The organism is Amycolatopsis sp. NPDC049253 (assembly GCF_040678995.1).
GTDB lineage: Bacteria > Actinomycetota > Actinomycetes > Mycobacteriales > Pseudonocardiaceae > Amycolatopsis.
On the sequence record NZ_JBFAQX010000013.1, the window covers coordinates 187,755 to 212,094 of the forward strand.

Consider the following 24,340-nt stretch of genomic DNA (forward strand, 5'->3'; position numbering starts at 1 on the left):
GCTGCAGTCACTGATCTTCGCCTTCCACCCGCATCACGCTCACGACTTGGTGCACCACATCGAGCTTCGCGATTTCGTCCACAGTGGACTGCAGCGCCGCGTCGGGCGCCAGGTGGGTGACCACCACGAGGCTCGCCGTGTCGTTGGCGTCGCGCTGGCGCACGGCGGCGATGCTCACGCCGTGGCCCGCGAACGCTTGCGCCACCTGCGCGAGCACGCCCGCGCGGTCGGCGACGTCGAGGCTCACGTGGTAGCGCGTGGGCGTCTGGCCCATCGGGCGCACGGGCAGCGCGGCGTGCGCGGACTCGCGCGGGCCGCGGCCGCCGACCACGCGGTTGCGGGCCACGGCGACGAGATCGCCCAGCACCGCGCTCGCCGTGGGGGCGCCGCCGGCGCCCTGGCCGTAGAACATCAGCTCGCCCGCCGCGTCGGCTTCCACGTAGACGGCGTTGAACGCGCCGCTGACGCCCGCGAGCTGGTGGCTGCGCGGGATCATCACCGGGTGCACGCGCGCCGAGACGGACTCGGCGCCGTCGTCGGCCGTCACGCGTTCGCAGATGGCCAGCAGCTTCACCGTGCGGCCCAGCACGCGCGCGGCGACCAGGTCGGCTGCGGTGACGTCGGCGATGCCCTCGCGGTGCACGTCCTTCGCCGTCACGCGCGTGTGGAACGCGAGCGACGCGAGGATCGCGGCCTTGGATGCGGCGTCGTAACCGTCGACGTCGGCCGTCGGATCGGCCTCGGCGTACCCGAGGCGGCCGGCCTCGTCGAGCGTCTCGGCGTAGCCCGCGCCCGTGGTGTCCATGGCGGAGAGGATGTAGTTGGTGGTGCCGTTGACGATGCCCATCACGCGCGTGATGCGGTCGCCGGCCAGCGATTCGCGCAGCGGGCGCAGCAGCGGGATGGCGCCGGCGACGGCGGCTTCGAAGTACAGGTCGACACCCGCGGCGTCGGCGGCCTCGAACAGGTCCGCCGAGTGCTCGGCGAGCAGCGCCTTGTTGGCCGTGACCACGGCCTTGCCGGCGCTCAGCGCCGCGAGCAGCCAGCCGCGCACCGGCTCGATGCCGCCGACCAGCTCCACGACCACGTCGACGTCGTCGCGGACCACGAGCGCGGCCGCGTCGTCGGTCACCAGCTCCTGCGGCAGCTCGGGGTGCTTGTCGGGGCGGCGCACGGCGATGCCCGCCAGCTCCACCGCGGCCCCGGCGCGCGCCGCCAGCTCGTCCGCCTGCTCGGTGAGCAGCCGGACGACCTCGCTGCCGACCGTGCCGCAGCCGAGGAGGGCGACCCTGACCGCCCGTCCGTCCCATGGAGACACTGTGGACACTTCTCAAACCTCCAGGCGCAGCATGTCGTCCGTCGTCTCCCGCCGCAGCAGCACGCGGGCGCTGCCGTTGCGCACGGCCACCACCGCCGGGCGCGGCTGCCGGTTGTACCCACTCGCCATCGAGTAGCAGTAGGCACCGGTCGCCGCGACGGCGAGCAGGTCGCCGGGAGCAAGAGTGTCGGGTAGCCAGCAGTCTCGGACGACGATGTCGCCGGATTCACAGTGTTTTCCCACGACTCGGGACAAAGTGGCGAGCACGGGCTCGTCACCTTCGCTCGCGGAGCGCGAAACCACCCGGCAGTCGTACACCGCGTCGTAGAGCGCCGTGCGGATGTTGTCGCTCATGCCGCCGTCGACGCTCACGTAGCGGCGGGTGCTGTTGTCACCCAGTGCGACGTCTTTGATCGTGCCGACCTCGTAGAGCGTGATGGTGCCCGGGCCGGCGATCGCCCGGCCCGGTTCCCCCGCGATGCGCGGCACGGGCAGGTCGGCGTACGCGCACTCCTTGCGCACGATCTCGCGGATCTGCGTGATCATCTGCGCGGGCGGCGGCGGGTTGTCCTTCTCGGTGTAGGCGATGCCGAAGCCACCGCCGAGGTCCACGAGGTTGAGTTGGTCGAGCAGCTCACGGCCGTGTTCCTTCGCGAGGTCGGCCAGCAGCCCGACCACGCGGCGCGCGGCGACCTCGAAGCCGTCGGCGTCGAAGATCTGCGAGCCGATGTGGCTGTGCAGGCCCACGAGCTTGAGCGACGGCGCGTTGAGCACGCGGCGCACGGCCTCGGCCGCGTCGCCGGAAGCCAGCGAGAAGCCGAACTTCTGGTCCTCGTGAGCGGTCGCGATGAACTCGTGCGTGTGGGCCTCGACGCCGACCGTCACGCGCACGAGCACCGCCTGCACGACCTCGCGGCGCGCCGCGATCTCGGCGAGGCGGGCGATCTCGAAGTACGAGTCGACCACCACGGTGCCGACACCGGCCTCGACCGCCGCGTCGAGTTCCGCGAGCGACTTGTTGTTGCCGTGGAAAGTGATCCGCTCGGCCGGGAAGTTCGCGCGCTGCGCCACGGCCAGCTCGCCGCCGCTGCACACGTCGAGGCTCAGGCCCTGCTCGGCCACCCAGCGGGCGATCTCGATCGACAGGAACGCCTTCGACGCGTAGTGCACCAGCGCCGGGTCGTCGAACGCCTCGGCGTAGTCGGCGCAGCGGGACTTGAAGTCGGCCTCGTCGACCACGAACAGCGGCGTGCCGTAGGTCTCGGCGAGGTCGCGCACGTCCATGCCGGCGATGCGCACGATGCCGTCGCCGGCGCGATAAGTGTTGCGCGGCCACACTTTCGCGGGCAGCTTGTCGAGCTCGTCGGCGCTCGCGGGCGGGAACCCGGAGGCGTCGGCATGGGGGTAGACGTCGGCGTGGCGGGGGCCCGCGGGGTGCGCCATTTCTTACATCCGTTCCGGAGCTGAGACACCGAGCAAGGACAGGCCGTTCGCCAGCACCTGGCGCGCGGCCTCGCACAGCGCGAGCCGTGCGAACGTGAGCGGGGTGGCCTCTTCGTCACCCTGCGGCAGCACCCGTCCCACCGTGTAGAACTTGTGGTAGGCGCCGGCCAGCTCCTCGAGGTAGCGGGCGACGCGGTGCGGTTCCCGCATCTCGGCGGCGCGGCGGACGGTGGCGGGGAACTCGCCGATGGTGCGGATCAGGTCGCCCTCGGCGGGGAGTACGAGAAGTCCGAAATCGACGTCCGCGCTGTCCTTTTCGGACTTCAGGCCGAGATCGGCGGCGTTGCGCTGCAAGGAAGACAGCCGGGCGTGCGCGTACTGCACGTAGTAGACCGGGTTGTCGTTGCTGTGCTTGCGCAGCAGGTCGAGGTCGACGTCCAAAGTGGAGTCGACGGAGTAGCGGATGAGCTCGTAGCGCGCCGGGTCGACGCCCACGGCCTCCACGAGGTCCTCCATCGTGATCACGGTGCCGGCGCGCTTGGACATGCGCACGGGCTTGCCGTCGCTGACGAGGTTCACCATCTGGCCGATGAGGACCTCGACGGTGTCCGGGTCGTCGCCGAACGCGGCCGCGGCGGCCTTCAGGCGCGCGATGTAGCCGTGGTGGTCGGCGCCGAGCATGTAGATGCACAGGTCGAAGCCGCGGTTGCGCTTGTCCTTGAAGTAGGCGAGGTCGCCGGCGATGTAGGCCGGGTTGCCGTCCTTCTTGATGACGACGCGGTCCTTGTCGTCGCCGTACTCGCTGGACTTGAGCCACCAGGCGCCGTCGGCGAAGTAGAGGTTGCCGGAGTCCTTGAGCTGCTGCACGGCGGCGTCGACGGCGCCGGACTCGTGCAGCGAGTTCTCGTGGAAGTACACGTCGAAGTCGGTGCCGAACTCGTGCAGGCTCTGGCGGATCTCGGTGAACATCAGCTCGATACCGACGCTGCGGAACGTCTCGTGCCGCTCGGCCTCGGGCAACGACAGCGCGCTGGGCTCCTGCTTGAGGACCTCGGCGGCGATGTCGTTGATGTAGCCGCCGGCGTAGCCGTCCTCGGGAGCGGGCTCGCCCTTCGCGGCGGCGATCAGGGAGCGGACGAACCGGTCGATCTGGGCGCCGGCGTCGTTGAAGTAGTACTCGCGCGTGACGTCGCCGCCCTGCGCGGAGAGCACCCGGCCCAGCGCGTCGCCGACCGCGGCCCAGCGCGTGCCGCCGAGGTGGATCGGGCCCGTCGGGTTGGCGGAGACGAATTCGAGGTTGATCTTGCGACCGGTGAGCGCGTCGCCGCGGCCGTAGGCCTCCCCCGCGGCGAGCACCTGGCGCACGACCTCGCCCTGCGCGTCGGCGGCGAGGCGGAAGTTGAGGAACCCCGGACCGGCGACCTCGGCCGCGTCGACGCCGTCGGCGGCCGCCACGACCTCGGCCAGCGCCTCGGCGAACTCCCGCGGCTTGAGCCCCGCCTTCTTGGCCACCTGGAGCGCGAGGTTCGTCGCGTAGTCGCCGTGGTCGGGGTTGCGCGGGCGTTCGATGGTCACCTGCTCCGGCAGCACGGCGGCGTCGACGCCTCGGGCGTCGAGCACCTGCACGGCGGAGGCGCGGACCAGGTCGGCGAGAGCGGCGGGAGTCACTCGCTGAATTCTAGGTGTGCCCAGGTCGGACGCTTACGCCGGTCCGACCTGCGGTTGCCGCACATCACCCGGGAGTGATCGTGAGAGGCGTTCACGGTGATCAGACGTCCGGTCTCTACACTGGCCGACGGGCAGGGTCCGTCCGGATCCCTCCATCATCTCACGAGGAGATCGCGGCAAACCATGACGAAAGGGACAACCAGTAAGAAGGGGACGTCCGCCGGCTCGCGGGGCAAGTCCGCCAACGCGGTGAAGGCCGCGCGCGGCAAGTCCGTCGTCGGCAAAAAGGGCACTCCGTGGGGCACCATCGTCGGTGTCGTCGTGGTGGTGGCCCTCCTGGCCAGCGTCGTCACCTACTACATGGTGAAATCCGCTCCGCAGCGCGACCAGAAGTCCCGCGAGGAGGCGGCGTCGTCGTTCGCGCCGACGGCCAGTGACCCGGACCCGTCCAAGAAGATCCCGGGCGTGATCACCGCGACCTACACCGGTTCGGTGCACGTGCTGCCGACCGAGCGCGTGGCGTACGACCACAGCCCGCCCTTCGGCGGCCCGCACGACGGCAACTGGGCAGCCTGCAACGGTGTCGTCTACCCGACCGCGGTGCGCACCGAGAACATGGTCCACACGCTCGAGCACGGCGCCATCTGGATCGCCTACAACCCGGACCTCGTCAAGGGTGACCAGGTGGATCTGCTGGCCGCTCGCGTGAAGGGCAAGACCTACATCTCGATGTCGCCCTACCCCGGCCTGGACAAGCCGATCTCGCTGCAGTCGTGGGGCCACCAGCTCAAGCTGGACAAGGCCGACGACCCGCGCATCGACGAGTTCATCGCCGCGCTGCGGACGAACCCCAACGGCGTGTACCCCGAGATCGGCGCCTCGTGCGACGCGCTCGGCCCGGGCCAGTTCGACCCGAGCAACCCGCCGCCGTTCGACCCGAGCAAGCCGGGCCCCGACGCGAAGCCGATGAACTACGGCGGCAGCTCCGGAGCCGTGCCCGAGGGCGGCATGCCGGGCGCTCCCGGCCAGCCCAGCGCTCCGGCGACGGCGCCGTCGGCTCCGGCGGGACAGTGATCTCACGGTGAGTACCGAAGCCGACCTCGAACCGGACGTCGACGAGCCCGGCGAGCGCCCCACGTGGTCTCGCTGGGTCGTCATCGGCGGGTCGATGCTCGCCGTGCTGCTCATCGGCGTGGCGATCGGCGTGTTCGCCTCGCGGCTCACCGACGGCAGCGACGCCGCGCCGGCGACCCCCGGCGCGGGTTCGGTCGAGGTCGGCTTCGCGCAGGACATGTCGACGCACCACCTGCAGGCCGTGACCATGGCCAGCTGGGCCCGCGACCACAGCACGGACCCCGAAGTGCGGCAGCTCGCGTTCGACATCGAGTCGTCCCAGACCGAGCAGGTCGGGCGCATGAAGGGCTGGCTCATGCTGTGGGACCAGCCCGAGCAGGCGCCCGGCGCGTACATGACGTGGATGACCGAGCCGATGGGCCACGCGGGCATGCAGATGCCCACCAGCTCGCCGGCCAACGGCGCCCCGATGCCGGGCATGGCCACCGACGCGGAGATCGCCAAGCTGCGCTCGCTGACCGGCCGCGCGATGGACATCGACTTCCTGCAGCTCATGCTGCGCCACCACCAGGGCGGCACGGCGATGGCGGAGTACGCGCAGGACCACACGAGCATGCCCGCGGTGAAGGCGTTGTGCCGCAGCATCCTCGTGTCGCAGGGCGCGGAGATCAACCAGATGAAGCTGATGCTGCAGGCGCGCGGAGCGGCTCCGCTTCCGGCGTCCTGAGTTTCCTGCTCCGGGGCTGCTCTCGCGTGTCGAGAGCGGCCCTTTTCATTGCTGCTTCCAGTCGGCGAACCGGATGCGCGGGATCTCCTTGACGTCGCCGACGGTGCCCCACTCGTCGCCGCCGAGACGGGCCAGCGGCCGCAGCCGCCCGATCACGGGGTGGTCGCCGTCGAGCACGTCCTCGGCCACCGCGACGTGCACGACCCGGCCGAACACCACCGTCGACGTGCCGAAGCCGACCGTGCTGTGCAGCTCGCACTCGAACGCCACCGGCGACTCCGCCACCCGCGGCGGCTTCACCTTCGTGCTGGGCTCGCGCGTGAGCCCCGTCGCGTCGAACTCACTGTGGTCGGGCGGGAAGTCGGTGCCCGTGTCATTGATCTTCTCGAAGAGGTGCTCCGGCGCGAGGTTCACCACGAACTGCCCGCTGGCCTCCACGTTGCGCAGCGTGTCCTTGCGCCCCACCGAGGTGAACTGCAGCACCGGCGGCGCGGCCGACGCCACAGTGAAGAACGAGTGCGGCGCCAGGTTGTCCACCCCGCCGCCCGACGTGCTCGACACCCACGCGATCGGCCGCGGCACCACGGTGGCGGTCAGCAGCCGGTAGAAGGCGAACGGGGCGACGTCGGCGGGGTCGAAGTCCTTGCGCATGCCCTTTGGTCTACCAGGTGGCCGTGGTGCACCCTCGTCCACCGCTACCGGCTGGCGCTCGGAGACCAGAAGCCGTCAGGACGGGAGCCCCACGACGTTCCATTCGCCCGGCTCCGCCATCGCCAGCACGGAAGCCAGGCCGGCGTCCTCGAAGGCGGGCCGGAAGGTGTCGATGCCCTCGGAGAAGTGGGCCCAGCCCTGGATGTGGGCGGGCAGGACGGTCTTCGCGCCGAGCACCGCGGCCACGGCGGCGGCGCGCTCGGAGGTCAGCGTGAGGGGGCGGCCGTCGAACTTCGCCGCGACGCGGGCGGCGCCGGCGAAGAGGACGGCGACGTCGATGGGGCCGACCTTGGCCGCGATCTCGGCGGCCACGCGGACGGACGCGTTGTCGCCGCTGACGTAGACCGTCGGCAGGCCGGTGCCCGCGAGCACGAAGCCGATCACCTGGGAGTTGATGTAGCCGCTGTCGTCGCGGTCGCCGTCGGCGGGGCCGTGCTCGGCCGGAACCGCCTGCACGGTCAGTTCGCCGCCGCCGTCGCCGCGGGGGATGGTGACCGTCTCCCAGGCCACGAGGCCCCGGGCGTTGGCGCCGAGCAGCTTCGCGGAGTTGGCGCCGGTCAGGACCGTCTTGGCGGCGAGGGCGTATTCCTTGCCCCTGACGTCGAGGTTGTCGGGGTGGGCGGCGTGGCTCACGAGCACGGCGTCGACGTCGCCGAGCGCGGCTTCGTCGACGGCGGGACCTTCGAGCTTGGTCAGGTAGGCGTGCGAGCCCGGTTCGTCGAACGTCGGGTCCACCACGAACCGCAGGCCGGCGATGTCCACGACGGTGGTCGGCCCGCCGATCACGCCGATCCCGAACTCCTGCCGCTGCGAACTGATGCGCTCACTCACGAGCATTCCCCTCGGTGATCTGCCGGCGGGCGCGCTCATGCCCGCCTGCTTGTCCTTCGCGCCACTTGAAGATTGCCCCGAACCGCGGGACCCGGCCACCGGTGACCGGGTCAGATCCCGTCGAATTCGGTTCAGCGCCACGGCAGGCGTTCGCCCATCCCGGGAGAAACCCGGCTACCAGGACAGCTCCTGGCACCGGCGCGCACACTGCGGTCCTTCGACCTGGAGCGTCGCGTGGTTGATGGAGTACCGGGCGGCCAGCAGGTCCTGCGCCTTCGTGAGCACGGTGGACTGCTCGACCTCGTCGTCCATCGTGAGGTGCGCCGAGGCGACCTCCATGCCGGAGGTGAGGGTCCAGACGTGCAGGTCGTGCACGTCGGAGACACCCGGCAGGGCCGCGAGCTCCGTGCTGATCGCGCCGACGTCGACGGTGTTCGGCGCGTGCTGGAACAGGATGCGCAAGGCGCGGCGCGCCAGGGTCCACGTGCGGGGCAGCACGAACAGGCCGATGGCGACACCGATGATCGGGTCGGCGTAGCGCCAGCCCGTGGTGAGGGTGATCGCGCCGCTGATCAGCACGCCGACGGAGCCGATCAGGTCGGCGAGCACCTCGAGGTACGCGCCGCGGACGTTGAGGCTTTCGCGCGCACCGGAGCGCAGCACGAAGAAGGCCACGATGTTGGCGACCAGGCCGGCGCCCGCGGCCAGCAGCACCGGCAGACCCGCCACCTCGGGCGGGTCGGTGATGCGGCCGATGGCCTCCACCAGCACGTACCCGGCGACGCCGAAGAGCAGTACCGCGTTGCCCAGCGCGGCCAGCACCTCGGCGCGGTACATGCCGAACGTGCGGCTGAGCGTCGGCCCGCTGCGGCGTGCCAGGACGATCGCGGTGAGCGCCATGCCGACGCCGAGGACGTCGGTGAACATGTGGGCGGCGTCGGAGATCAGGGCCAGCGAGCCCGTGGTGAACCCCACCACGAACTCCAGCACCATGAAGCCCGCGCCGATGACGAGAGCGACCAGCAACGCGCGCAGGTAGCGGCCGGAGGCGCTGACCGGGGCGGCAGTGTGCCCGTGTCCGTGGCCGTGGCCCATGGCTTCGCCTCCCGTCGTTTCCGCAGGTCACCACCGGTACAGGGCCTGTCGCCGGGCCCTCATCGCAATATATAGTCGCATGCGCATACGTGCAATACAGGCAAGCCTAAGTTCACTGTAATCGGGCACACAGGCGGATACCCATCCCCCGGATGAGCACTCCCGTCTGGTGGGATCAGCGCACCAGACGGAAGAACCCGCGCACCTGCTCGACGAGCGACTCCGGCTCCTCCATCGCGGCGAAGTGCCCGCCGTGCGGCAGCTCCTCGAACCACCGCAGGTCGGTGAAGCGCAGCTCGGCCTCGCGGCGCGAGGGCCGCGTGATCTCCTTGGGGTACAACGAGATCCCGGACGGCGCGGTGACCTTGCCCCGGAACCCCGAGCCGAAGCTCTCCCAGTACAGCCGCGCCGACGACGTGGCCGAGGCCGTGAACCAGTACACGGAGATCGCGTCGAGGATCTGGCGGCGGGTGAGCGCGTCTTCCGGGTGGCCGTTGTTGTCGGTCCACGCCCAGAACTTCTCGGCGATCCAGGCGGCCTGGCCGGCGGGCGAGTCGGTGAGGCCGTAGCCGAGCGTCTGCGGGCGCGTGGACTGCTGGCCGGAGTAGCCGCGGCCGGTGCGGCCGAACTCCTTGGCCGCGGCGAGCGCGGCCTGCTCCTCGGGTGTCGGGTCGTCGAACTGCCCCAGCGGCGCGGCCGCCATGTTCACGTGGACCCCCGCCACCCGCTCCGGCGCGACCTCGCCCAAGGCTCCGGTGACGGCCGAGCCCCAGTCGCCGCCCTGCGCGCCGTAGCGCTCGTAGCCGAGCGAGACCATCAGGCTGTCCCAGGCCCGCGCCGTGCGCTCCACACCCCACCCGGTCTTCGCCGGCTTGTCACTCCACCCGTACCCGGGCAGCGACGGCGCGACCACGTGGAACGCGTCCGCCGGGTCTCCCCCGTGGGCGCGCGGATCGGTGAGCGGGCCCAGCACGTCGAGGAACTCGAGCACCGAGCCGGGCCACCCGTGCGTGATCACCAGCGGGAACGCGTCCGGCTCGGGCGAGCGGACGTGCAGGAAGTGGATCCCGAGCCCGTCGACGGTGTCACGGAACTGCGGGAACGCGTTCAGCCGCTCGGCGAAGCCGAAGTCGTAGTCCTCGGCCCAGGTGCGGCACAGCTCCTGCGCGTAGGCCAGCGGCAGGCCTTGCGACCAGTCGTCCACCGTCTCGGCCTCGGGCCACCGCGTGCGGCGCAACCGTTCCCGCAGGTCCGCGATGTCAGCCTCGGTCACGTGGGCCTCGAACGGTTCCGCTGCCACCTCATGCTCCCTCCGTCGGCAAGATCAACGCTAGCAGTGTCGACCCCGAAGGTGACCCCCTGCGCAACACCGGGCGAACCGGGGTGCGCTAAGCTGACGTGGTCGCGCAGCGATGCGCCCTTGTAGCTCAGGGGATAGAGCACTGCCCTCCGGAGGCAGGTGTCGCAGGTTCGAATCCTGCCAAGGGCACATTCTCGACATCACGAATCGGCGGTTCGCACTCGCGAGTGAGAACCGCCGATTTTTTTTGTGCCACCGTCAACCGCCGTGGGTTTCGAGCGCGGTGTTGACGCGCGTCAGCCGCAGCCGGTCGCGCCGCGGCTTGTCGAGGCCGGGCGCGAGCGGCTGGGCCCTCGCGGCAACGAGGATCGGCCGGACCTGCGCGGGGGTCGGTCTTGCCGGCCACCTCGACAGCTTCCGCCGGGTCTTCGTCGCCGGGAAGGCTGCCGAGCCGGCGGCGCCGCCCGGGCGAGTTCACCCCGGCGGCGCCGATGTTCCGAGCGGTCAGCTGTGCGAGATCGTCAGCCCGTAGAAGGCGACGCGAGCGCCCTTCGTCGTGCTGCTCGACGAGGACTGGTTGTACGAACCGGCCTTGAAGTACTGCTTGTACGCCTTGAACGACGACGGGATGCTGTAGTGCGTCGTGCTGCCGTTCACGGTGAGGTCGATGGTGTTGCCGCCCGAGATCCCGATCGTGTAGCTCCAGGTCTTGCCCACCGCGACGTGGCCGACGGTGTGCAGGGTCTGGCCGCCGTCGGGCGAGTTCTCCGTGCCCAGCACGATGTCGCCGCTGGAGCGGTAGTACAGCTCCAGCAACGGTTTCGTCGACGAGCCGCCGGTGCCGAGGTGGACCTGGCCGACGCACACGTTCGACGTCACCGACACCACGCGCAGCGTGGCGTTGAGCTTGTGCGATCCGCTCAGCGACCAGTTGGCGGCCGAACCGTCGCGGTTCATCTCGCGCAGCTCGGATCGGGCGTAGTTCGAATTGGGCGTGGTGACACCCTTTTCCGGCGCCCAGAACGTCATCGCGCCGTCGCGCGTGTCGGTGTAGAAATAGCTGTCCTGGAAGCCGTTCGGCCCCTGCAGCCGGGACGACGAGATCGTGGTCGGCGAGCCCGGTGAGCCGACCGGCTCCTGGAGCTGCCAGGTCGACAGGTCGAAGTTGCCGCCAGGAGCCACGGACGGGCTGCCCAGCACGGACTGGCCCGTGGCCGGCGCCGCCTCGGCGGACAACGCGGTAGCAGCCACAAAAGCGGGAATAGCCAGCACGACGAGCGCGGCGCGCATGCGCATCGCAGTTTCCTTTCGCACGGTGGGGACCTCTGTGCCATTTATTCAGATATGTGAAATAATGTTGCGGAAACCCGGCGGCGAAAGGAAACGTTAAGGTTGTGATCGCATCAAGTCAAGGATTGACATGATGCGCCGGACGCGTCGGCGGCCCGTCCCCACAGAGCGACGGACCGCCGAGTTCCGATTACCGGAACAAGCCAGAACGCCTTGCCCGCGTCACGGGCGGCGGTCAGGGCCGCCTCGAGGTCCTGGTCCGGGGTGCCCGTGAGGATGGTCGGCTGGAAGCGGACCTCGGTGACGTCCGTGACGCCGACGAAGCGCAGCCAGTCCTTCACGTACGTGGAGTGGAAGTCGGCGCCGAACTCGATCGGGACACCCTCGGAGTAGACGCCGCTGGTGTAGACCGTGGCGGCCTTCTTTCCGTGGACCAGGCCCGAGTAACCGGCCGCCGGGTCGAAGCCGAAGACCATGCCGGGCTGGGTGATGATGTCGACCCACTGCTTGAAGACGTACGACACGCCCGAGTTCCACATGGGAACGCTGAAGACGTAGGCATCGGCCGAGGTGAACTGATCGGCGAGCGCCTGGGCCTGCGCCCACACCTCGGCCTGCTCGCCTTCGGGTGCCTTGCGAACACGGCGAGCTTGGCGCTCGCACCGACCGGTCCGAACTGCGGCAGCGAGCCGTCCCAGAGGTCCAGCGTCTTCACGACCGTACCGGGGTGGGCGTCCTGGTACGCCTCCAGGAACGCCGCGGCCAGCGCCGAACTGATCCCCGGCGGATCGGGTTTCGCGCAGTGGCTCGAGGGGACCGGGCTGATCGACGAACGGGACCGGAACGCGGTGCTCGGCCGGTTCGCCGCCGAACTCGACGCCGCGGCACTCGAAGCGGTCGACCTGCGCGAGCGGCTGTGTCCGGTGGTCCGGGCGTGGGCGGGCGCCGACCTCGACCTGGAGGACCGGTGGACGTGGACCGCCCCCGTTCCCTCCTCGCGCCCGTCGCGGAAGCCGCGGCCGACTTGTTCGTCCACGGCGACCGCGCGCTGGTGCGCAACTGCGAGGGACCCGAGTGCCCTCGGTGGTTCTACGACCGCACCAAAGCGCACCGTCGCCGCTGGTGCTCCATGGCGACGTGCGGGAACCGCGCCAAAGTGCGTGGCTTCAGGGCTCGGACCACAAAGGACGTTCCGTAACCGCGGATCACCGACGAGCGAGCCGTTTCAGCGCTCGACCGGCGTGATGCGGGTGTTGCGGAGGTGTTCGTAGACGATCGACGTGCGGACGTCGGCCACTTCGGGGCGCGCGGTGAGCTTGTCGATCACGAAGGCGTACAGGCTGGCGTTGTCGGGGACCGCGACGTGGAGGATGAAGTCCTCGGTGCCGGTCGTGACGTAGAGGCCGAGGATGTCCGGCAGCGTGGTGACCCAGTTGCGGAAGCCTTCGATGACGCGGCGCGACGGCGGGCGCACGCGGACCGCGACGAGGGCCTGCACCGAGCGCCCGATGGCGGGCAGGTTCACGTCGAGGGTCGCGCCCTGGATGATGCCGCGGCGGCGAAGCGCGCGGGTGCGGTCGAGGGCCGTGGTGGGTGAGACGCCGACGGCGGCGGCGACGTCACGGTTGGTCTTCCGGACGTCTGACTGCAGTTCCCGCAGGATCGCCTTATCAAGTTCGTCCACGTCCGCCTCCGAGCCGCTTTGGCCGATACTTATACGGATAATAGGCGATTCTACTGACGGTTCATCTAGCTTGGAGACCTGAGCACAGTACGAACAGTCAGGGAGGTCCGGCTTTGACCGAGGAAAGTTCGCCGATCGGGTTCGCTCCGGGCGAGTTCGATCCGACCGTGTCGACGCGGGCGGCTCGCTTGAAGTGGGTGGTCGTGGTCGACGGCAGTCTGCCGCCGGGTCGCGCGGTGAACGCGGCGATCTGCGCGGCCGCGGCGACGGCGCCGAACATCACCGGGCTGCTCGGCGACGACGCCGTGGACGCCGACGGGCAGACTCATCCCGGGCTGCCGTGGACGGGGTGCTCGGTGCTGGCCGCCGACGGACCCACGCTGCGCGCCATCCGCGCCAAGGCCGCGGCGTCGCCCGGGTGCTTCGTGGCGGACATGCCGGTGGTGGCGCAGCACACGCTGGTGTACGCCGACTACCTCGCCGGCGTGAAGGAAGCCGGCGGCGAGGGGCTCGACTACTACGCGGTGAGCATCGTCGGGCCGCGCAACCGGGTGGGCAAGATCGTCGGGAAGCTGCCGTTGCTCGCGTGACCGGCTAGCGCACGGCCGCCGAGGCGTAGTCCCACAGGCGGTCCGCCGCGACGGGGTCCAGGGCCCAGCGCGCGACGCCCGCCATCGCGTCCACACCGCCGGCGGTGAGGTGCGCGCCGCCGTCGATGGTGGGCGATTCCCGGTTGTCCTCGAAGTAGCGGCCGGTCACGCCGGTGAGCAGCGGCGACGCCGCGAGCAACGTGGGCGTGGCGGCGCCTTGCCCGGGGGTCTTGAAGTAGGCCGGGGTGGTGGCGTTGCCGTCGGCGTCGAGGGCGCCGAGCAGGCGCAGGGCGTCGGGAGCGAGGTGGCGCAGGAGGTTCGTCCGGATGACGCCCGGGGCGCACGCGTTGGCGTAGATGCCTTCGCCGGCCCAGCGGCGGCTGATCCCGACGGCGAGCAGCACGTCGGCCGTCTTCGACTGTCCGTAGGCGACGAGCGGGTCGTAGGGCCGGCGCTCGAAGTGCGGGTCGGTGAACGAGAAGTCGGTCAGCAGGTGCGCGCCGGAGCTGAGGACGACGACGCGGGCGCCGCCGCCGGAGCGCAGGGCGTCCCACAAACCGGTGACGAGTGCGAAGTGGCCCAGGAAGTTGATGCCGAGGTGCATTTCCCAGCCGTCGGCGGTGACCTCGCGCTCGGGCAGCGCCATCACGCCGGCGTTGGCGACCAGTGCGTCGACGGGTCCGTCCCACTGCGCGCAGAACGTCCGCACCGAACCGAGGTCGGCGAGATCGAGCGCGGCGACGTCGACGCGCGGGAACTCCTCGACGAGCTGCTTGGCGTGCGCCGGCGTCCGGGTGGCGATGGTGACGTGCGCGCCGGCCGTGGCGAGGGCGCGGACGGTCTCGGCGCCGAGACCTGAAGCGCCGCCGGTGACGATCACGCGGCGGCCGGACAGGTCCACTCCGGCGAGGACTTCGGCGGCCGTGGCTCGCGCGCCGAACGGGGTGGTGAGGGCAGTCATGGGGTCCTTCGCGGACGGGGTCCAGTGTGGACGGTGAGAGCGCTCGCTTCCGCGGGGAAGACGGAAGCGAGCCGGTGCGTCAGGACGCGTTCGGCGTGTAGTGGCCCGGCACCATCCGGGTCGACACACCGAAGCGGTTGAACGCGTTGATCGTCGAGATCGCCGCGATGAGGTGGGCGAGCTCGGTCTCGTCGAACTGCTGCGCCGCCTTCGCGTAGACCTCGTCGGGCACGAAGCCGTCGGTGAGCACGGTGACGGCCTCGGTCAGCTCGATCGCGGCGATCTCGCGCGCGGTGTAGAAGTGCTTCGACTCGGCCCACGCGCCCAGCTGCAGGACGCGCTTCGCCGACTCGCCGGCCGCCAGCGCGTCCTTGCTGTGCATGTCGAGGCAGAACGCGCAGTGGTTCAGCTGCGACGCGCGGATCTTGACCAGGTTCACCAGGCCCTCGTCGAGGTGTTTCTTCGCCGCGGTGTCCAGGCGCAGCATCGCCTTGAACACGTCGGGGGCGAGCTTCATCCAGTCCAGGCGCGGTGTGTGCTCAGGCAGGCGTTCAGTCGTCATGAGACCACGCTAAGCGCCGGTCCCGCGCGCACGTGGTCCAATTCCGGCCGCCGATCGTGGGCCAATCGCCTATGGCGCAGTGCACAGTGGACAGCCCCGGAAACGTCCCTACAGTGAGAAGAACCGACCTCTGGAGGATCCCCGTCATGACCGCACCGTCCTGGAAGGACACCGGACCGTGGCTCGCCGCGCTGGACATCGACGGCACCCTGATCCGCGACGACGGGTCCCTCAGCGACGCCGTGGTCACCGAGGTCCGCCGGCTCGACGCGGCCGGGCACCACGTCGTGCTCACCACGGGCCGCTCGGCCGTGAGCACCATCCCCGTGCTCGACCGCCTGGGCATCACGCCGCGGTTCCTGGTCTGCTCCAACGGCGCCGTCACCCTGCGCCGATCCGGCGTGGGCTTCCGGCGCCACCACGTGGAATCGTTCGACCCGGCCGAGGTCCTGCGCGCCATCCGCACGTACCTGCCGAACGCCCGCTTCACCGTCGAGGACGAGCTGGGCCGCTACCGCTGCACCGAACCGTTCCCTGACGGCACGACCGGTCTCGACGACGCGCGGGCCGCGGTGCCGTTCGAGGCGCTGCTGACCGGGAACGCCACCCGGGTGGTCGCGTTCGCGCCGGGTCACGACATGGACGATTTCCTCGCCCTGGTAACGAAAATGCAGCTGCGGAAGGTGAGCTTCGCCCTCGCCTGCACCCCGTGGCTCGACCTCGCCGCCGAGGGCGTGAACAAGGCCGCGGCGGCCGAACGCGTCCGCGCCGAGCTCGCGATCCCCCGGCACCGCGTGCTCGCCGTCGGCGACGGCCACAACGACATCGAGCTCCTCACCTGGGCCGCCGAGCGCGGGCGTGGTGTCGCGATGGGACAGTCCCCCGCCGAGCTGATCGCCGCCGCGGGCGAGCTCACCGGCACCGTGCTCGAAGACGGCCTCGCGCAGGTGCTCGCGACGCTATGACCGCGGCAGCACCGAGCACAACGCCGCCAACGCCCCCGACCACGCGCTGTCCGACGGCGTCGCATACCCGACGACGAGCCCGTCACGCCCGCCGTCCTCCCGCACCGACGGGTGCGCGAAATCCCCCAGCCCGTCCAGCGCCAGGCCCACCCGCTCACCCGCGGCGATCACCGACCGTTCGGTGCCCGGCGGGAGGTCGAGCACCGCGTGCAACCCGGCCGCGATCCCCGAGACGCGGATCCCCGGTGCGTGCTCCGCGACCGCGGCCACCAACTGGTCCCGACGCCGCCGGTAGCGCAGCCGCATCGCGCGGACGTGCCGGTCGTAGTCGCCGGACGTGAGGAACTCGGCGAGCGTCAGCTGGTCGAACGAACCCGGCGCCCAGTCGACGTGCCCCTTCGCGGCGATCACCTCGTGTGTCACCGCACGCGGCAGCACCAGCCACCCGAGCCGCAGCCCCGGCGCCAGCGACTTGCTCGCCGTGCCGAAGTAGCAGACGCGCTCAGGATCGAGGCCCTGCAACGCACCGACGGGCTGGCGGTCGTACCGGAACTCCCCGTCGTAGTCGTCTTCGAGCACCAGCCCGCCCGTCGACCGGGCCCAGTCGACCACGGCGGCGCGCCGGTCCGGACGCAACGCGCCGCCGGTCGGGTACTGGTGCGCGGGCGTGAGCAGGACCGCGCCGGCGTCGAGCGAACGCAGCCCTTCGGTGCACGTGCCGTCCTCGTCCAGCGGCAGAGCCGGGGTCTCCAGGCCGGTTTCGGTGAGCAGGTCGTAGTACTGCGGCACGCCGTAGGTCTCGACGGCGACCGTCCGGACTCCCCGCGCCCGCAGCACACTGCCGAGCAACCGCAGCCCGTGCACGAACCCCGCGCAGATCACGATGCGCTCGGGCGACGCGTAAACGCCGCGGGCGCGCGCCAGGTAGTCGGCGAGCGCCGTGCGGAGTTCGACGCGGCCGCGCGGTTCGCCGTAGCCCAGGGCTTCGTGGGGCGCGGCCATGATCGCCCGCCGGGACGCCGCGAGCCACTGCGCGCGCGGAAAGCTCGCCAGGTCCGGGTTGCCGGGCAGCAGGCTGAACCGCGTGTCCGGGGTGCGGATCGGCGTCGGACGGCGGAGGGCCACGCGGTCGGCGCCGGCCGTCGGCGTGCGGCGGGGCTCCGCCCGGCGGGCGACGCGCGTGCCCGAACCCTGCCGCGCGGTGAGCCAGCCTTCGGCCACGAGCTCGGCGTACGCGTCGGCCACGGTGTTGCGCGCGATCGACAGGTCAGCCGCCAGCGTGCGCGACGAAGGCAGCTGCGCGCCGGGCAGCAACCGGCCCGTGCGCACGGCTTCGCGCAACGCGTCCATCAGCGACGTCCGCAGCCCGTGACGGCCGCGAAGGTCCAGGTGATCGAGGTGCAGATCAGCGCCGAGGCCCTCGGCGGAGCGCCTGCCCTCGGGTGAAGTGGCCCGTGTTCCCGCCATGGAAATGGACCATACACCTGGCCCAATCGCCGCCTAGCGTGGGTTTTGAGCCCAGCGCGCGGGCCACCAATCTGGTTGCCATTCACTACCACTACGGCCCGATACACCTGAGGAACGCCATGACCTCCCTCGACGTCCGGGAAACCCCCGGACCACCACGCCCCGGCATCAGCACCGGGTTCGCCGTCCTGCTCGCGATCGTCTGCGGCATCGCGGTGGCCAACATCTACTACGCCCAGCCGCTGCTGGAGGACATCGGCCACGACCTCGGTGTCGGCGCGGCCGGGCTCGGCTTCGTGACGACCGTGACCCAGGTCGGCTACTTCGCCGGCCTGATCCTGCTGGTGCCGCTGGGCGACCTGCTCAACCGCCGCGTGCTGATCCCCGTCGGCTCGGTGATCGCCGCGCTGGCACTGCTCGGCGTGGCCGTGTCACCCGGACCGGTGCTGTTCTTCATCGCCAGCGGCGTGGTCGGCCTCGCGACGGTGGTGCAGCAGGTGATCATCGCCTACTCCGCCGTGCTCGCCAGCCCCGAATCCCGCGGCCGCGTGCTCGGCATCGTGACCAGCGGCGTCGTGATCGGCATCCTGCTCGCGCGGACCGTGGCCGGCCTGCTCGCCGACGCGTTCGGCTGGCGCTCGGTGTTCGTCGTCTCCGCGGTGCTCATGCTCGCCGTCGCGGTCGTGCTCGGCCTGCGACTGCCGCCGGAGCTGCCGGACCGGCCGTCGGTCTCCTACCGCAAGCTGATCACGTCGATCGTCACGCTGACCGTGCGCGAACGCGTGTTCCGCGTGCGGAGCCTGATCACGCTGTTCATGTTCGCCGGCTTCGGCGCGCTGTGGGGCTCGATGGCGCTGCCGCTTTCCGCCGAGCCGTGGAACCTGTCGACCTCGGCGGTCGGGCTGTTCGGCCTCGTCGGCGCGGCGGGCGCGTTCGGCGCCGCCCGCGCCGGCTCACTGGCCGACCGCGGCCGCGCGCAATGGGTCACCGGCATCACGCTCGTGCTGTTCGCGGTGTCCTGGCTGCCGATCGCGTGGCTGCCGAAGTCGCTGATCCCGCTGATCATCGGCATCATCGTGATCGACTTCGCCGGCCAGGCCATCCACGTGACCAACCAGCACCTCATCGTGGGCCTCGACCCGAACGCGAGCAGCCGTCTCATCGGCAGCAACATGGCGTACTACTCCGTGGGCTTCGGCGGCGGCGCCGTCGCGGCGACCACGGTGTACAGCGCGTGGGGCTGGACCGCCGTCTGCGTCCTCGGCGCCGGGTTCAGCCTGGTGGCCCTGCTGGTGTGGGGCGCGGACCGGCTGTCCTCGACCCGCTCGGCCCGCTTCGCTCCGGCCGCGGCCTGAGTGTCCTCTGTGGACTTACACAACAACCAAGGAGAAATGATGAAGGTATTCCTCGCCGGTGCCTCCGGCGTGCTCGGGCAGCGGCTGATCCCGCGGCTGGTCGAGGCCGGGCACGAGGTCGGCGCCATGACGCGCTCGGCCGCCAAGATGGAATCGTTGATCGACCTCGGCGCCGTCGCGATCCTGTGCGACGTCTTCGACCGCGACGCGCTCGTGCAGTCCGTGCGCGACTTCAAGCCGGACGTCGTGCTCAACGAGCTCACGGACCTGCCCGACGACGTCACCAAGATCGGCGAGCACGCCGAGCGCAACGCCCGCATCCGCACCGAGGGCAACCACAACCTGATCGCGGCCGCGCAGGCGGCCGGCGCGCCGAAGATCCTCGCGCAGAGCGTGGCGTGGCAGCTGCCGGACGGCCCCGACGCCGTCGCGGTGAAGGACCTCGAACAGTCGGTGCTGGCCGAAGGCGGCGTGGTGCTGAGCTACGGCCAGTTCTACGGCCCCGGCACCTACAACGAGGGCGCCTTGCCCGCCGAGCCCCGCGTGCACATCGACCGCGCGGCCGAACTCACGGTCGAAGCGCTCGACGCGCCCACGGGTGTCGTGACGATCGTCGATTGACCTGGGCAATTGATCCGGGAGAACGCCGGCCGGGAAAGCCCGGCCGGCGTCGTCCACGGGCAGCCGGTGTCCTGGCAACGCTCGCGTGCGCGACTTACCGGCACTGGCCGGTCGTGATCCTGCCGGCCGCGGTCGCCGGGGCACGGGCGGGCGTGGCCGTGATCGGCGCCCGGGTGTAGGTGGTCGTGGCCGGCCGGGCGCAGGGCGAGGGCCTCGGCGCGCGAGTCGGCCTCGCCGCCGGGCACCGCGCCGGACACGATGTGCTCGCCCCGCGGCCCGCCGAAACCGAGTTCCTTCGTGGCGGCCGCCGTCGGCCAGGAGGCCGAAAGTTCGTTGCGTGCCCTCGATGTTCCGTCGGTGTTCGTGGTCGGCGACCGAGGCCGTGGCGGAAAGACGCCACCTCGCCAACCGGCAGTAAACTGCAACCAGACTGGCCAGGGTGGTTCCGAACAGCAACCGGAGGTGCCACGGTGAGCGAGCGCACGTGGACGAGCCCGCGGTGCCCCGTCGCGCGGACGGTGGACCTCGTCGGCGACAAGTGGTCACTGCTCATCATCCGCGACGCGTTCGACGGGATCCGCCGGTTCGGGCAGTTCCAGCGCAACCTCGGGGTGGCCAAGAACATCCTCGCCGACCGGCTGCGCAACCTCGTCGACGTCGGCGTGCTGTCGGTCGAACCCGCCTCGGACGGCAGCGCCTACCGCGAGTACGTGCTGACGAAACGCGGCGACGACCTGTTCGACCTCGTGGTGAGCCTGCGGCAGTGGGGCCGCGACCACGCGTACGAACCGGGCGAAGACCACGTGCTGCTCGTGGACCGCGAGACGGAGGAGCCGATCCCGCGGCTCACCTACGTCACGCCCGACGGCACACCGGTCCACGCCGGCGACACGCGTGCACTCAGGTGACGCAGTCCGTCCACTTCGGACGGATCAGTACACCTCGGCCAGCCCGGCGAGCACGGCGTCGAGGAACCCCGGGAACCGCGCGTCGAGATCCTCGCGGCGCAGGCACACGAAGTAGTTGCGGCCCTCCAGCTTCGTCCGCGTCAGCCCGGCCTCGCGCAGCACCTTCTTGTGGTGCGACAACGTCGACTTGTGCAGCGCGGCCAGCAGACCTTCCGGCCCGCACGGGTGGAACTCACCGTCGGCAAGGGTGACCAGCACGCGCATCCGCGCGTCGTCCGCGACCGCGTTGAGCACGTCGTCGAACCGGATGTCGGCGACATCCGGTTCCTCCAGGTAGCGAGCCACAGCACCTCCTCGGCGACCTCGGTCACAACGGTACCAGATTCATCAAACCGTCCTTGACGGAATCCTTTTCGACTTCTTATGGTTTGACGTACATCAAACCTTCCTCGAAGGGATTCTCCCGTGTACCGACGCCTGCTCGTTCTCGCTCTGGGGACGTTCGCCGTGGGAACGGACGGCTTCGTGATCGCGGGCATCCTGCCCGAGATCTCGCGCTCGTTGCACACGAACGCGGCCGCCACCGGCCTCCTGGTGACGATGTTCGCCTTCACCTACGCGGTGTCGTCGCCCATCATCGCCGCCACCACCGCGCACTGGCCGCGCAACCGGCTGCTGATCGCCGGCCTGCTGATCCTCGCGGTCGGCAACGTCCTCACCGCCACCCTGCCGCTCTACGGGCTGGTGCTCGCCAGCCGCGTGATCGCCGGCCTCGGTGCCGGGATGTTCACCCCGACCGCCAGCGCGACGGCGGCGTCGCTCGTGGAGCCCCACCAGCGCGGGCGTGCCCTGGCCGTCGTCATGGCCGGCCTGAGCTCCGCGACCGCGCTGGGCGCACCGATCGGCACCGTGATCGGTGCGCAGACCAACTGGCAGACGACGTTGTGGTTCGTCGCCGCGCTCGCCGTGCTGGGTGCCGTGGGCGTCGCCGTGCTCCTGCCCGCGGTCTCCGCCGCCCAGGTCGCCGGCCTGCGCGAACGGCTGGCGACCATGAAGGACGCGCGCATCGGATTCACGCTGCTCACGACGTTGCTGGTGTTCACCGGACTGTTCACGAACTACACGTTCGTCGGCGAGTCGTTCGACCGCGCGACCGGCGGCAACGGCCTCGCGCTGGCCGCCCTGCTGTTCCTCTGGGGCGCGGGCGCCACCGTCGGCAGCGTGACGGCCGGGCACCTCACCGACCGCATCTCCGGCCAGCGCATCATCGCCGTGGCGGTCGTGGTCGTCGGCATCGACTTCGCGCTGCTTCCCTTCAGCAGCCGCACCTTCGCCACGGCGGCCGTCGCACTGTTCGTCTGGGGTGTCTGCGGCTGGGCGACGCTGGTGCCGCTGCAGCACCGGCTCATCGAGGTCTCGCCCGAGCACGCGCCGGTGAGCATCGGCCTCAACGCCTCCGCCACCTACCTCGCGACGGCCGCTTCGGGGCTGACGGGCGCGGCCGGGATCGCGGCGTTCGGCACCTACAACCTCGGCCCGTTCGGCTTGATCTTCCTCGCACTGGGCCTGGTCGCGTCGATCGTGTCGGCCCGGTTCGTCCACACCCGCCGACCGGCCACGGCAGCGCCGGTCCCGGCCGTGGTCGAGCGCTGAGACGTCCGGTTGACCCCGCGACCGTGCGGGGTCAACCGGGCTGCTCGGTCTCCTGGGACTCCGCGTCGAACGCGGCCTGGTTCCCGCGGATCTGCGCCTGGTGCTCGGTCGACCACGTGCCCAACGCCAGCACCGCCGCCAGCAGCGACGAACCCAGGTCCGTGAGGGTGTACTCCACGCGCGGCGGCACCTCCGGGTGCGACGTGCGCTCGACGAACCCGCAGCGCTGCAGCTGTTTCAGCGTCAAGGTCAGCATTCGCTGTGAAATGGCCGGCACGGCCGCGATCAGGTCCGAGTAGCGCAGCGGGCCGCTCGAGAGCGTGCCGAGCAGCAGCACGCTCCACTTGTCACCGACGAGGTCGAGCACTTCACGCACGAAGTCCGCGTCGCGGTTCGCCCAGTGCACACAGGGCTCGGGCACTCGCGCGACCCTCAGCCGCACGTCGGTTCCCACAGTTCTCACCCCTCCAGAGTAGCTCCCGGCTCCGCCTTGCCACGCACATCGATGTGCCTTTTGTGAGCCCCTCGTTTCTGTTGCACCATCGGTGGAAAGCAGATCTCGAAGGGACCACAGTGGACGTCGAATTCTGGTCGGACGTCGTCTGCCCGTACTGCGGGCTGATGGACCACCGGCTGCACACCGCACTCGAGCGGTTCGAGCACGGCGCCGAGGTGCGCCTGGTGCACCGTTCGTTCCAGCTGCACCCGGACCTGCCGCGCGAAGGCGTCAGCCAGCGGCAGCTGCTCGTCGAGCACGGTCTTCCGCAGGTCGAGTACGATGTCCTGCGGCCGCTGGAACTCCTCGCGCAGGCCGAGGGCCTCACGCCGTACCGCGTCCTCGACCGCACGCTCGGGCCGACGGACCTGGCGCACGAGCTGCTCGCCTTCGCCGCCGAGCAAGGCCGCGGTGCCGAGATCTGGACCGCCGTGTTCCGAGCCCACTTCGGCCAGGCCCGCAAGCTGTGGACCCGCGCGGAAGTGCTGGACTTCGCGGCCGACGCCGGCCTGGACGTCGACGCCGCGGCAGACGCGCTGGACAGCCGCCGCTACCGCGCCCGTGTGCTGGCCGACCAGGAGAGGGCCCAGCGGCTCGGCGCGCGCGGCACCCCCTTCCTGGTCCTCGGCGGCACCCACGCGCTCGCCGGCGCCGTCGCCACCGACGACCTCGTGTCGGCCCTGCGCACGGCCTGGGAAGCCCGCCGGCCGGCGCCACTGGGCGTGGGCGACGGGTGCACCCCCGACGGTTGCGCCGCTCCGTCCGCCTGACCGCCCCCTCTGGAGAGACCATGTCGTACCTTTTGCGCGTCAACGCTTCCGCGACCCCGGACACGTCGTTTTCCCGGCGCGTGGCCGACACCTTCACCGAGACCTGGGCCGGCGAGGTCGTCACCCGCGACCTCGCCCACAGCCCCGTCGCCCACCTCGACGCAGCCGGCATCACGGCGCGCGCCACCGCCCCTGCCGACCGCACGGCGGCACAGGCCACCGCGGCGGCGCTGCAGGACGAGCTCGTCGAAGAGTTCCTCGGCGCGAGCGCGTACCTGTTCGCGGTGCCGATGTACAACTACTCGATCCCGTCGGTGTTCAAGGCCTGGCTCGACCAGGTCATGGTCCCCGGCCGCACGATCGGGCTCGGCCCGGGCGCCGCACCCACCGCCGGGCGCACCGCGATCGTCGTCTCCGCCCGCGGCGGCGGCTACGGCCCGGGCGCACCCCAGCACGGCAAGGACCACCTCGTCCCGGCCTTGCGGACCATCCTCAGCGACACCGTCCTCTTCGGACTCGACGTGCACTTCATCACGCCGGAGCTGACCTTCGCCCCCACTGTCGACCAGCTGCGCCCCCTGCTGCACCTGCACGAGGCGTCCCTCGCCGAATCCCACGACCTCGCGCGCCGGCACGCCGAGAAGCTCAACCAGCCGGTCGGTCACGGGTAGTCACGAGCCGGCTCCCGGCGCCGGCGCGAGCCTGCGTGCCGCCGGCTACGACCCCGGCCGCACGGCCACGCTACCGCGGCCGGGGTGCTCACGGTCGCGGATCCGGATCGGCTGGGGTATTTGCGGGCACAGTTCGCGGCGCTGTCCTCCGCTGAGTGACCGGGGCAGTCGCTTCGGACG

General features: G+C 70.9%; 26 protein-coding genes and 1 tRNA gene. 12 read left to right on the top strand and 15 right to left on the bottom strand.

Annotated elements, in window-relative coordinates; all coding sequences use genetic code 11:
* Positions 1–7: 7 nt before the first annotated feature.
* The 3 genes from AB0K15_RS27860 to argS are packed head-to-tail and all read right to left on the bottom strand — an operon-like array spanning position 8 to position 4,429.
* Complete coding sequence (locus AB0K15_RS27860) at positions 8–1,318, bottom strand: homoserine dehydrogenase (RefSeq protein ID WP_364056592.1); 1,311 nt, start codon at positions 1,316–1,318, stop codon at positions 8–10.
* 12 nt (positions 1,319–1,330) lie between these two features.
* Positions 1,331–2,761, bottom strand: coding sequence for a diaminopimelate decarboxylase (gene lysA / locus AB0K15_RS27865; protein ID WP_364056501.1), 1,431 nt, complete (start codon positions 2,759–2,761; stop codon positions 1,331–1,333).
* 3 nt (positions 2,762–2,764) lie between these two features.
* The gene (gene argS / locus AB0K15_RS27870) at positions 2,765–4,429 is read right to left on the bottom strand and encodes an arginine--tRNA ligase (RefSeq protein ID WP_364056504.1); all 1,665 of its coding nucleotides are present in this window, start codon (positions 4,427–4,429) and stop codon (positions 2,765–2,767) included.
* Positions 4,430–4,678: 249 nt separating this feature from the next.
* On the opposite strand from argS, the gene AB0K15_RS27875 reads away from it, so the two are divergent.
* Positions 4,679–5,503, top strand: a complete 825-nt coding sequence (locus AB0K15_RS27875) for a DUF3105 domain-containing protein (RefSeq protein ID WP_364056595.1) — start codon at positions 4,679–4,681, stop codon at positions 5,501–5,503.
* A gap of 7 nt (positions 5,504–5,510) precedes the next feature.
* Positions 5,511–6,230 carry a DUF305 domain-containing protein gene (locus tag AB0K15_RS27880; RefSeq protein WP_364056507.1) on the top strand — a complete coding sequence of 240 codons (720 nt, stop codon included), beginning with the start codon at positions 5,511–5,513 and terminating at the stop codon, positions 6,228–6,230.
* A 45-nt stretch (positions 6,231–6,275) separates the two neighbouring features.
* Here AB0K15_RS27880 and AB0K15_RS27885 read toward each other — a convergent pair whose 3' ends face one another.
* The 4 genes from AB0K15_RS27885 to AB0K15_RS27900 all read right to left on the bottom strand — a co-directional run bounded on the left by AB0K15_RS27885 (position 6,276) and on the right by AB0K15_RS27900 (position 10,167).
* Entirely contained in the window at positions 6,276–6,881 is a 606-nt protein-coding gene (locus AB0K15_RS27885) for a flavin reductase family protein (RefSeq protein ID WP_364056510.1), read from the bottom strand.
* A 75-nt stretch (positions 6,882–6,956) separates the two neighbouring features.
* Positions 6,957–7,772: an MBL fold metallo-hydrolase gene (locus AB0K15_RS27890; RefSeq protein ID WP_364056513.1), complete on the bottom strand. Its 816-nt coding sequence runs from the start codon at positions 7,770–7,772 to the stop codon at positions 6,957–6,959.
* Positions 7,773–7,946: 174 nt separating this feature from the next.
* A complete protein-coding gene (locus AB0K15_RS27895; RefSeq protein ID WP_364056516.1) occupies positions 7,947–8,867 on the bottom strand; it encodes a cation diffusion facilitator family transporter in 921 nt (306 codons plus the stop codon).
* A 175-nt stretch (positions 8,868–9,042) separates the two neighbouring features.
* Positions 9,043–10,167 carry an epoxide hydrolase family protein gene (locus AB0K15_RS27900; RefSeq protein ID WP_364056519.1) on the bottom strand — a complete coding sequence of 375 codons (1,125 nt, stop codon included), beginning with the start codon at positions 10,165–10,167 and terminating at the stop codon, positions 9,043–9,045.
* 116 nt (positions 10,168–10,283) lie between these two features.
* Between AB0K15_RS27900 and AB0K15_RS27905 the strand changes: the two genes are divergently transcribed.
* A tRNA-Arg gene (locus tag AB0K15_RS27905) sits at positions 10,284–10,356 on the top strand.
* A gap of 315 nt (positions 10,357–10,671) precedes the next feature.
* Here the strand turns inward: AB0K15_RS27905 and AB0K15_RS27910 are convergent.
* A complete protein-coding gene (locus AB0K15_RS27910) occupies positions 10,672–11,481 on the bottom strand; it encodes a polysaccharide lyase family 7 protein (RefSeq protein ID WP_364056522.1) in 810 nt (269 codons plus the stop codon).
* An 89-nt stretch (positions 11,482–11,570) separates the two neighbouring features.
* The gene (locus AB0K15_RS27915; protein WP_364056525.1) at positions 11,571–12,065 is read right to left on the bottom strand and encodes an NAD(P)H-dependent oxidoreductase; all 495 of its coding nucleotides are present in this window, start codon (positions 12,063–12,065) and stop codon (positions 11,571–11,573) included.
* 443 nt (positions 12,066–12,508) lie between these two features.
* Between AB0K15_RS27915 and AB0K15_RS27920 the strand changes: the two genes are divergently transcribed.
* The gene (locus tag AB0K15_RS27920; RefSeq protein WP_364056598.1) at positions 12,509–12,655 is read left to right on the top strand and encodes a CGNR zinc finger domain-containing protein; all 147 of its coding nucleotides are present in this window, start codon (positions 12,509–12,511) and stop codon (positions 12,653–12,655) included.
* Positions 12,656–12,682: 27 nt separating this feature from the next.
* Here AB0K15_RS27920 and AB0K15_RS27925 read toward each other — a convergent pair whose 3' ends face one another.
* Positions 12,683–13,141 carry an Lrp/AsnC family transcriptional regulator gene (locus tag AB0K15_RS27925; protein WP_360594616.1) on the bottom strand — a complete coding sequence of 153 codons (459 nt, stop codon included), beginning with the start codon at positions 13,139–13,141 and terminating at the stop codon, positions 12,683–12,685.
* Positions 13,142–13,254: 113 nt separating this feature from the next.
* Here AB0K15_RS27925 and AB0K15_RS27930 point away from each other — a divergent pair, with 113 nt between their 5' ends.
* The gene (locus AB0K15_RS27930; RefSeq protein WP_364056530.1) at positions 13,255–13,731 is read left to right on the top strand and encodes a DUF2000 domain-containing protein; all 477 of its coding nucleotides are present in this window, start codon (positions 13,255–13,257) and stop codon (positions 13,729–13,731) included.
* A 4-nt stretch (positions 13,732–13,735) separates the two neighbouring features.
* On the opposite strand, the gene AB0K15_RS27935 is transcribed toward AB0K15_RS27930, so the two are convergent.
* Both AB0K15_RS27935 and AB0K15_RS27940 read right to left on the bottom strand, forming a co-directional pair.
* A complete protein-coding gene (locus tag AB0K15_RS27935) occupies positions 13,736–14,692 on the bottom strand; it encodes an SDR family NAD(P)-dependent oxidoreductase (protein ID WP_364056534.1) in 957 nt (318 codons plus the stop codon).
* Between the two features lie 79 nt (positions 14,693–14,771).
* Complete coding sequence (locus AB0K15_RS27940) at positions 14,772–15,254, bottom strand: carboxymuconolactone decarboxylase family protein (protein WP_364056537.1); 483 nt, start codon at positions 15,252–15,254, stop codon at positions 14,772–14,774.
* A gap of 146 nt (positions 15,255–15,400) precedes the next feature.
* Here AB0K15_RS27940 and AB0K15_RS27945 point away from each other — a divergent pair, with 146 nt between their 5' ends.
* Positions 15,401–16,219 (top strand): HAD hydrolase family protein, encoded by an 819-nt coding sequence (locus tag AB0K15_RS27945; protein WP_364056540.1) that lies wholly within the window; start codon positions 15,401–15,403, stop codon positions 16,217–16,219.
* On the opposite strand, the gene AB0K15_RS27950 is transcribed toward AB0K15_RS27945, so the two are convergent.
* Positions 16,214–17,686 (bottom strand): PLP-dependent aminotransferase family protein, encoded by a 1,473-nt coding sequence (locus AB0K15_RS27950; RefSeq protein WP_364056543.1) that lies wholly within the window; start codon positions 17,684–17,686, stop codon positions 16,214–16,216. The genes AB0K15_RS27945 and AB0K15_RS27950 overlap by 6 nt on opposite strands.
* Positions 17,687–17,805: 119 nt before the next feature.
* Here AB0K15_RS27950 and AB0K15_RS27955 point away from each other — a divergent pair, with 119 nt between their 5' ends.
* The 3 genes from AB0K15_RS27955 to AB0K15_RS27965 all read left to right on the top strand — a co-directional run bounded on the left by AB0K15_RS27955 (position 17,806) and on the right by AB0K15_RS27965 (position 20,570).
* Positions 17,806–19,041: an MFS transporter gene (locus AB0K15_RS27955; RefSeq protein WP_364056546.1), complete on the top strand. Its 1,236-nt coding sequence runs from the start codon at positions 17,806–17,808 to the stop codon at positions 19,039–19,041.
* A 39-nt stretch (positions 19,042–19,080) separates the two neighbouring features.
* A complete protein-coding gene (locus tag AB0K15_RS27960; RefSeq protein WP_364056550.1) occupies positions 19,081–19,662 on the top strand; it encodes an NAD(P)H-binding protein in 582 nt (193 codons plus the stop codon).
* Between the two features lie 470 nt (positions 19,663–20,132).
* Entirely contained in the window at positions 20,133–20,570 is a 438-nt protein-coding gene (locus tag AB0K15_RS27965; protein ID WP_364056553.1) for a helix-turn-helix domain-containing protein, read from the top strand.
* A gap of 24 nt (positions 20,571–20,594) precedes the next feature.
* Here the strand turns inward: AB0K15_RS27965 and AB0K15_RS27970 are convergent, their stop codons facing one another.
* Complete coding sequence (locus AB0K15_RS27970; RefSeq protein WP_364056556.1) at positions 20,595–20,915, bottom strand: transcriptional regulator; 321 nt, start codon at positions 20,913–20,915, stop codon at positions 20,595–20,597.
* 120 nt (positions 20,916–21,035) lie between these two features.
* On the opposite strand from AB0K15_RS27970, the gene AB0K15_RS27975 reads away from it, so the two are divergent.
* Positions 21,036–22,223: an MFS transporter gene (locus tag AB0K15_RS27975; protein WP_364056558.1), complete on the top strand. Its 1,188-nt coding sequence runs from the start codon at positions 21,036–21,038 to the stop codon at positions 22,221–22,223.
* 31 nt (positions 22,224–22,254) lie between these two features.
* Here the strand turns inward: AB0K15_RS27975 and AB0K15_RS27980 are convergent, their stop codons facing one another.
* Positions 22,255–22,686: a helix-turn-helix domain-containing protein gene (locus tag AB0K15_RS27980; RefSeq protein WP_364056562.1), complete on the bottom strand. Its 432-nt coding sequence runs from the start codon at positions 22,684–22,686 to the stop codon at positions 22,255–22,257.
* Between the two features lie 110 nt (positions 22,687–22,796).
* Here AB0K15_RS27980 and AB0K15_RS27985 point away from each other — a divergent pair, with 110 nt between their 5' ends.
* Both AB0K15_RS27985 and AB0K15_RS27990 read left to right on the top strand, forming a co-directional pair.
* The gene (locus AB0K15_RS27985; protein ID WP_364056565.1) at positions 22,797–23,489 is read left to right on the top strand and encodes a DsbA family protein; all 693 of its coding nucleotides are present in this window, start codon (positions 22,797–22,799) and stop codon (positions 23,487–23,489) included.
* Between the two features lie 20 nt (positions 23,490–23,509).
* Complete coding sequence (locus AB0K15_RS27990; RefSeq protein ID WP_364056569.1) at positions 23,510–24,160, top strand: NAD(P)H-dependent oxidoreductase; 651 nt, start codon at positions 23,510–23,512, stop codon at positions 24,158–24,160.
* Positions 24,161–24,340 lie beyond the last annotated feature (180 nt).

What these genes read in the sequence shown, in the direction of transcription:
- lysA (WP_364056501.1), bottom strand. Translation starts at nt 2,761, where the DNA reads ATGGCGCACCCCGCGGGCCCCCGCCACGCCGACGTCTACCCCCATGCC.
- AB0K15_RS27885 (WP_364056510.1), bottom strand. Translation starts at nt 6,881, where the DNA reads ATGCGCAAGGACTTCGACCCCGCCGACGTCGCCCCGTTCGCCTTCTAC.
- AB0K15_RS27895 (WP_364056516.1), bottom strand. Translation starts at nt 8,867, where the DNA reads ATGGGCCACGGCCACGGACACGGGCACACTGCCGCCCCGGTCAGCGCC.
- AB0K15_RS27935 (WP_364056534.1), bottom strand. Translation starts at nt 14,692, where the DNA reads ATGACTGCCCTCACCACCCCGTTCGGCGCGCGAGCCACGGCCGCCGAA.
- AB0K15_RS27940 (WP_364056537.1), bottom strand. Translation starts at nt 15,254, where the DNA reads ATGACGACTGAACGCCTGCCTGAGCACACACCGCGCCTGGACTGGATG.
- AB0K15_RS27945 (WP_364056540.1), top strand. Translation starts at nt 15,401, where the DNA reads ATGACCGCACCGTCCTGGAAGGACACCGGACCGTGGCTCGCCGCGCTG.
- AB0K15_RS27950 (WP_364056543.1), bottom strand. Translation starts at nt 17,686, where the DNA reads ATGGCGGGAACACGGGCCACTTCACCCGAGGGCAGGCGCTCCGCCGAG.
- AB0K15_RS27955 (WP_364056546.1), top strand. Translation starts at nt 17,806, where the DNA reads ATGACCTCCCTCGACGTCCGGGAAACCCCCGGACCACCACGCCCCGGC.
- AB0K15_RS27960 (WP_364056550.1), top strand. Translation starts at nt 19,081, where the DNA reads ATGAAGGTATTCCTCGCCGGTGCCTCCGGCGTGCTCGGGCAGCGGCTG.
- AB0K15_RS27990 (WP_364056569.1), top strand. Translation starts at nt 23,510, where the DNA reads ATGTCGTACCTTTTGCGCGTCAACGCTTCCGCGACCCCGGACACGTCG.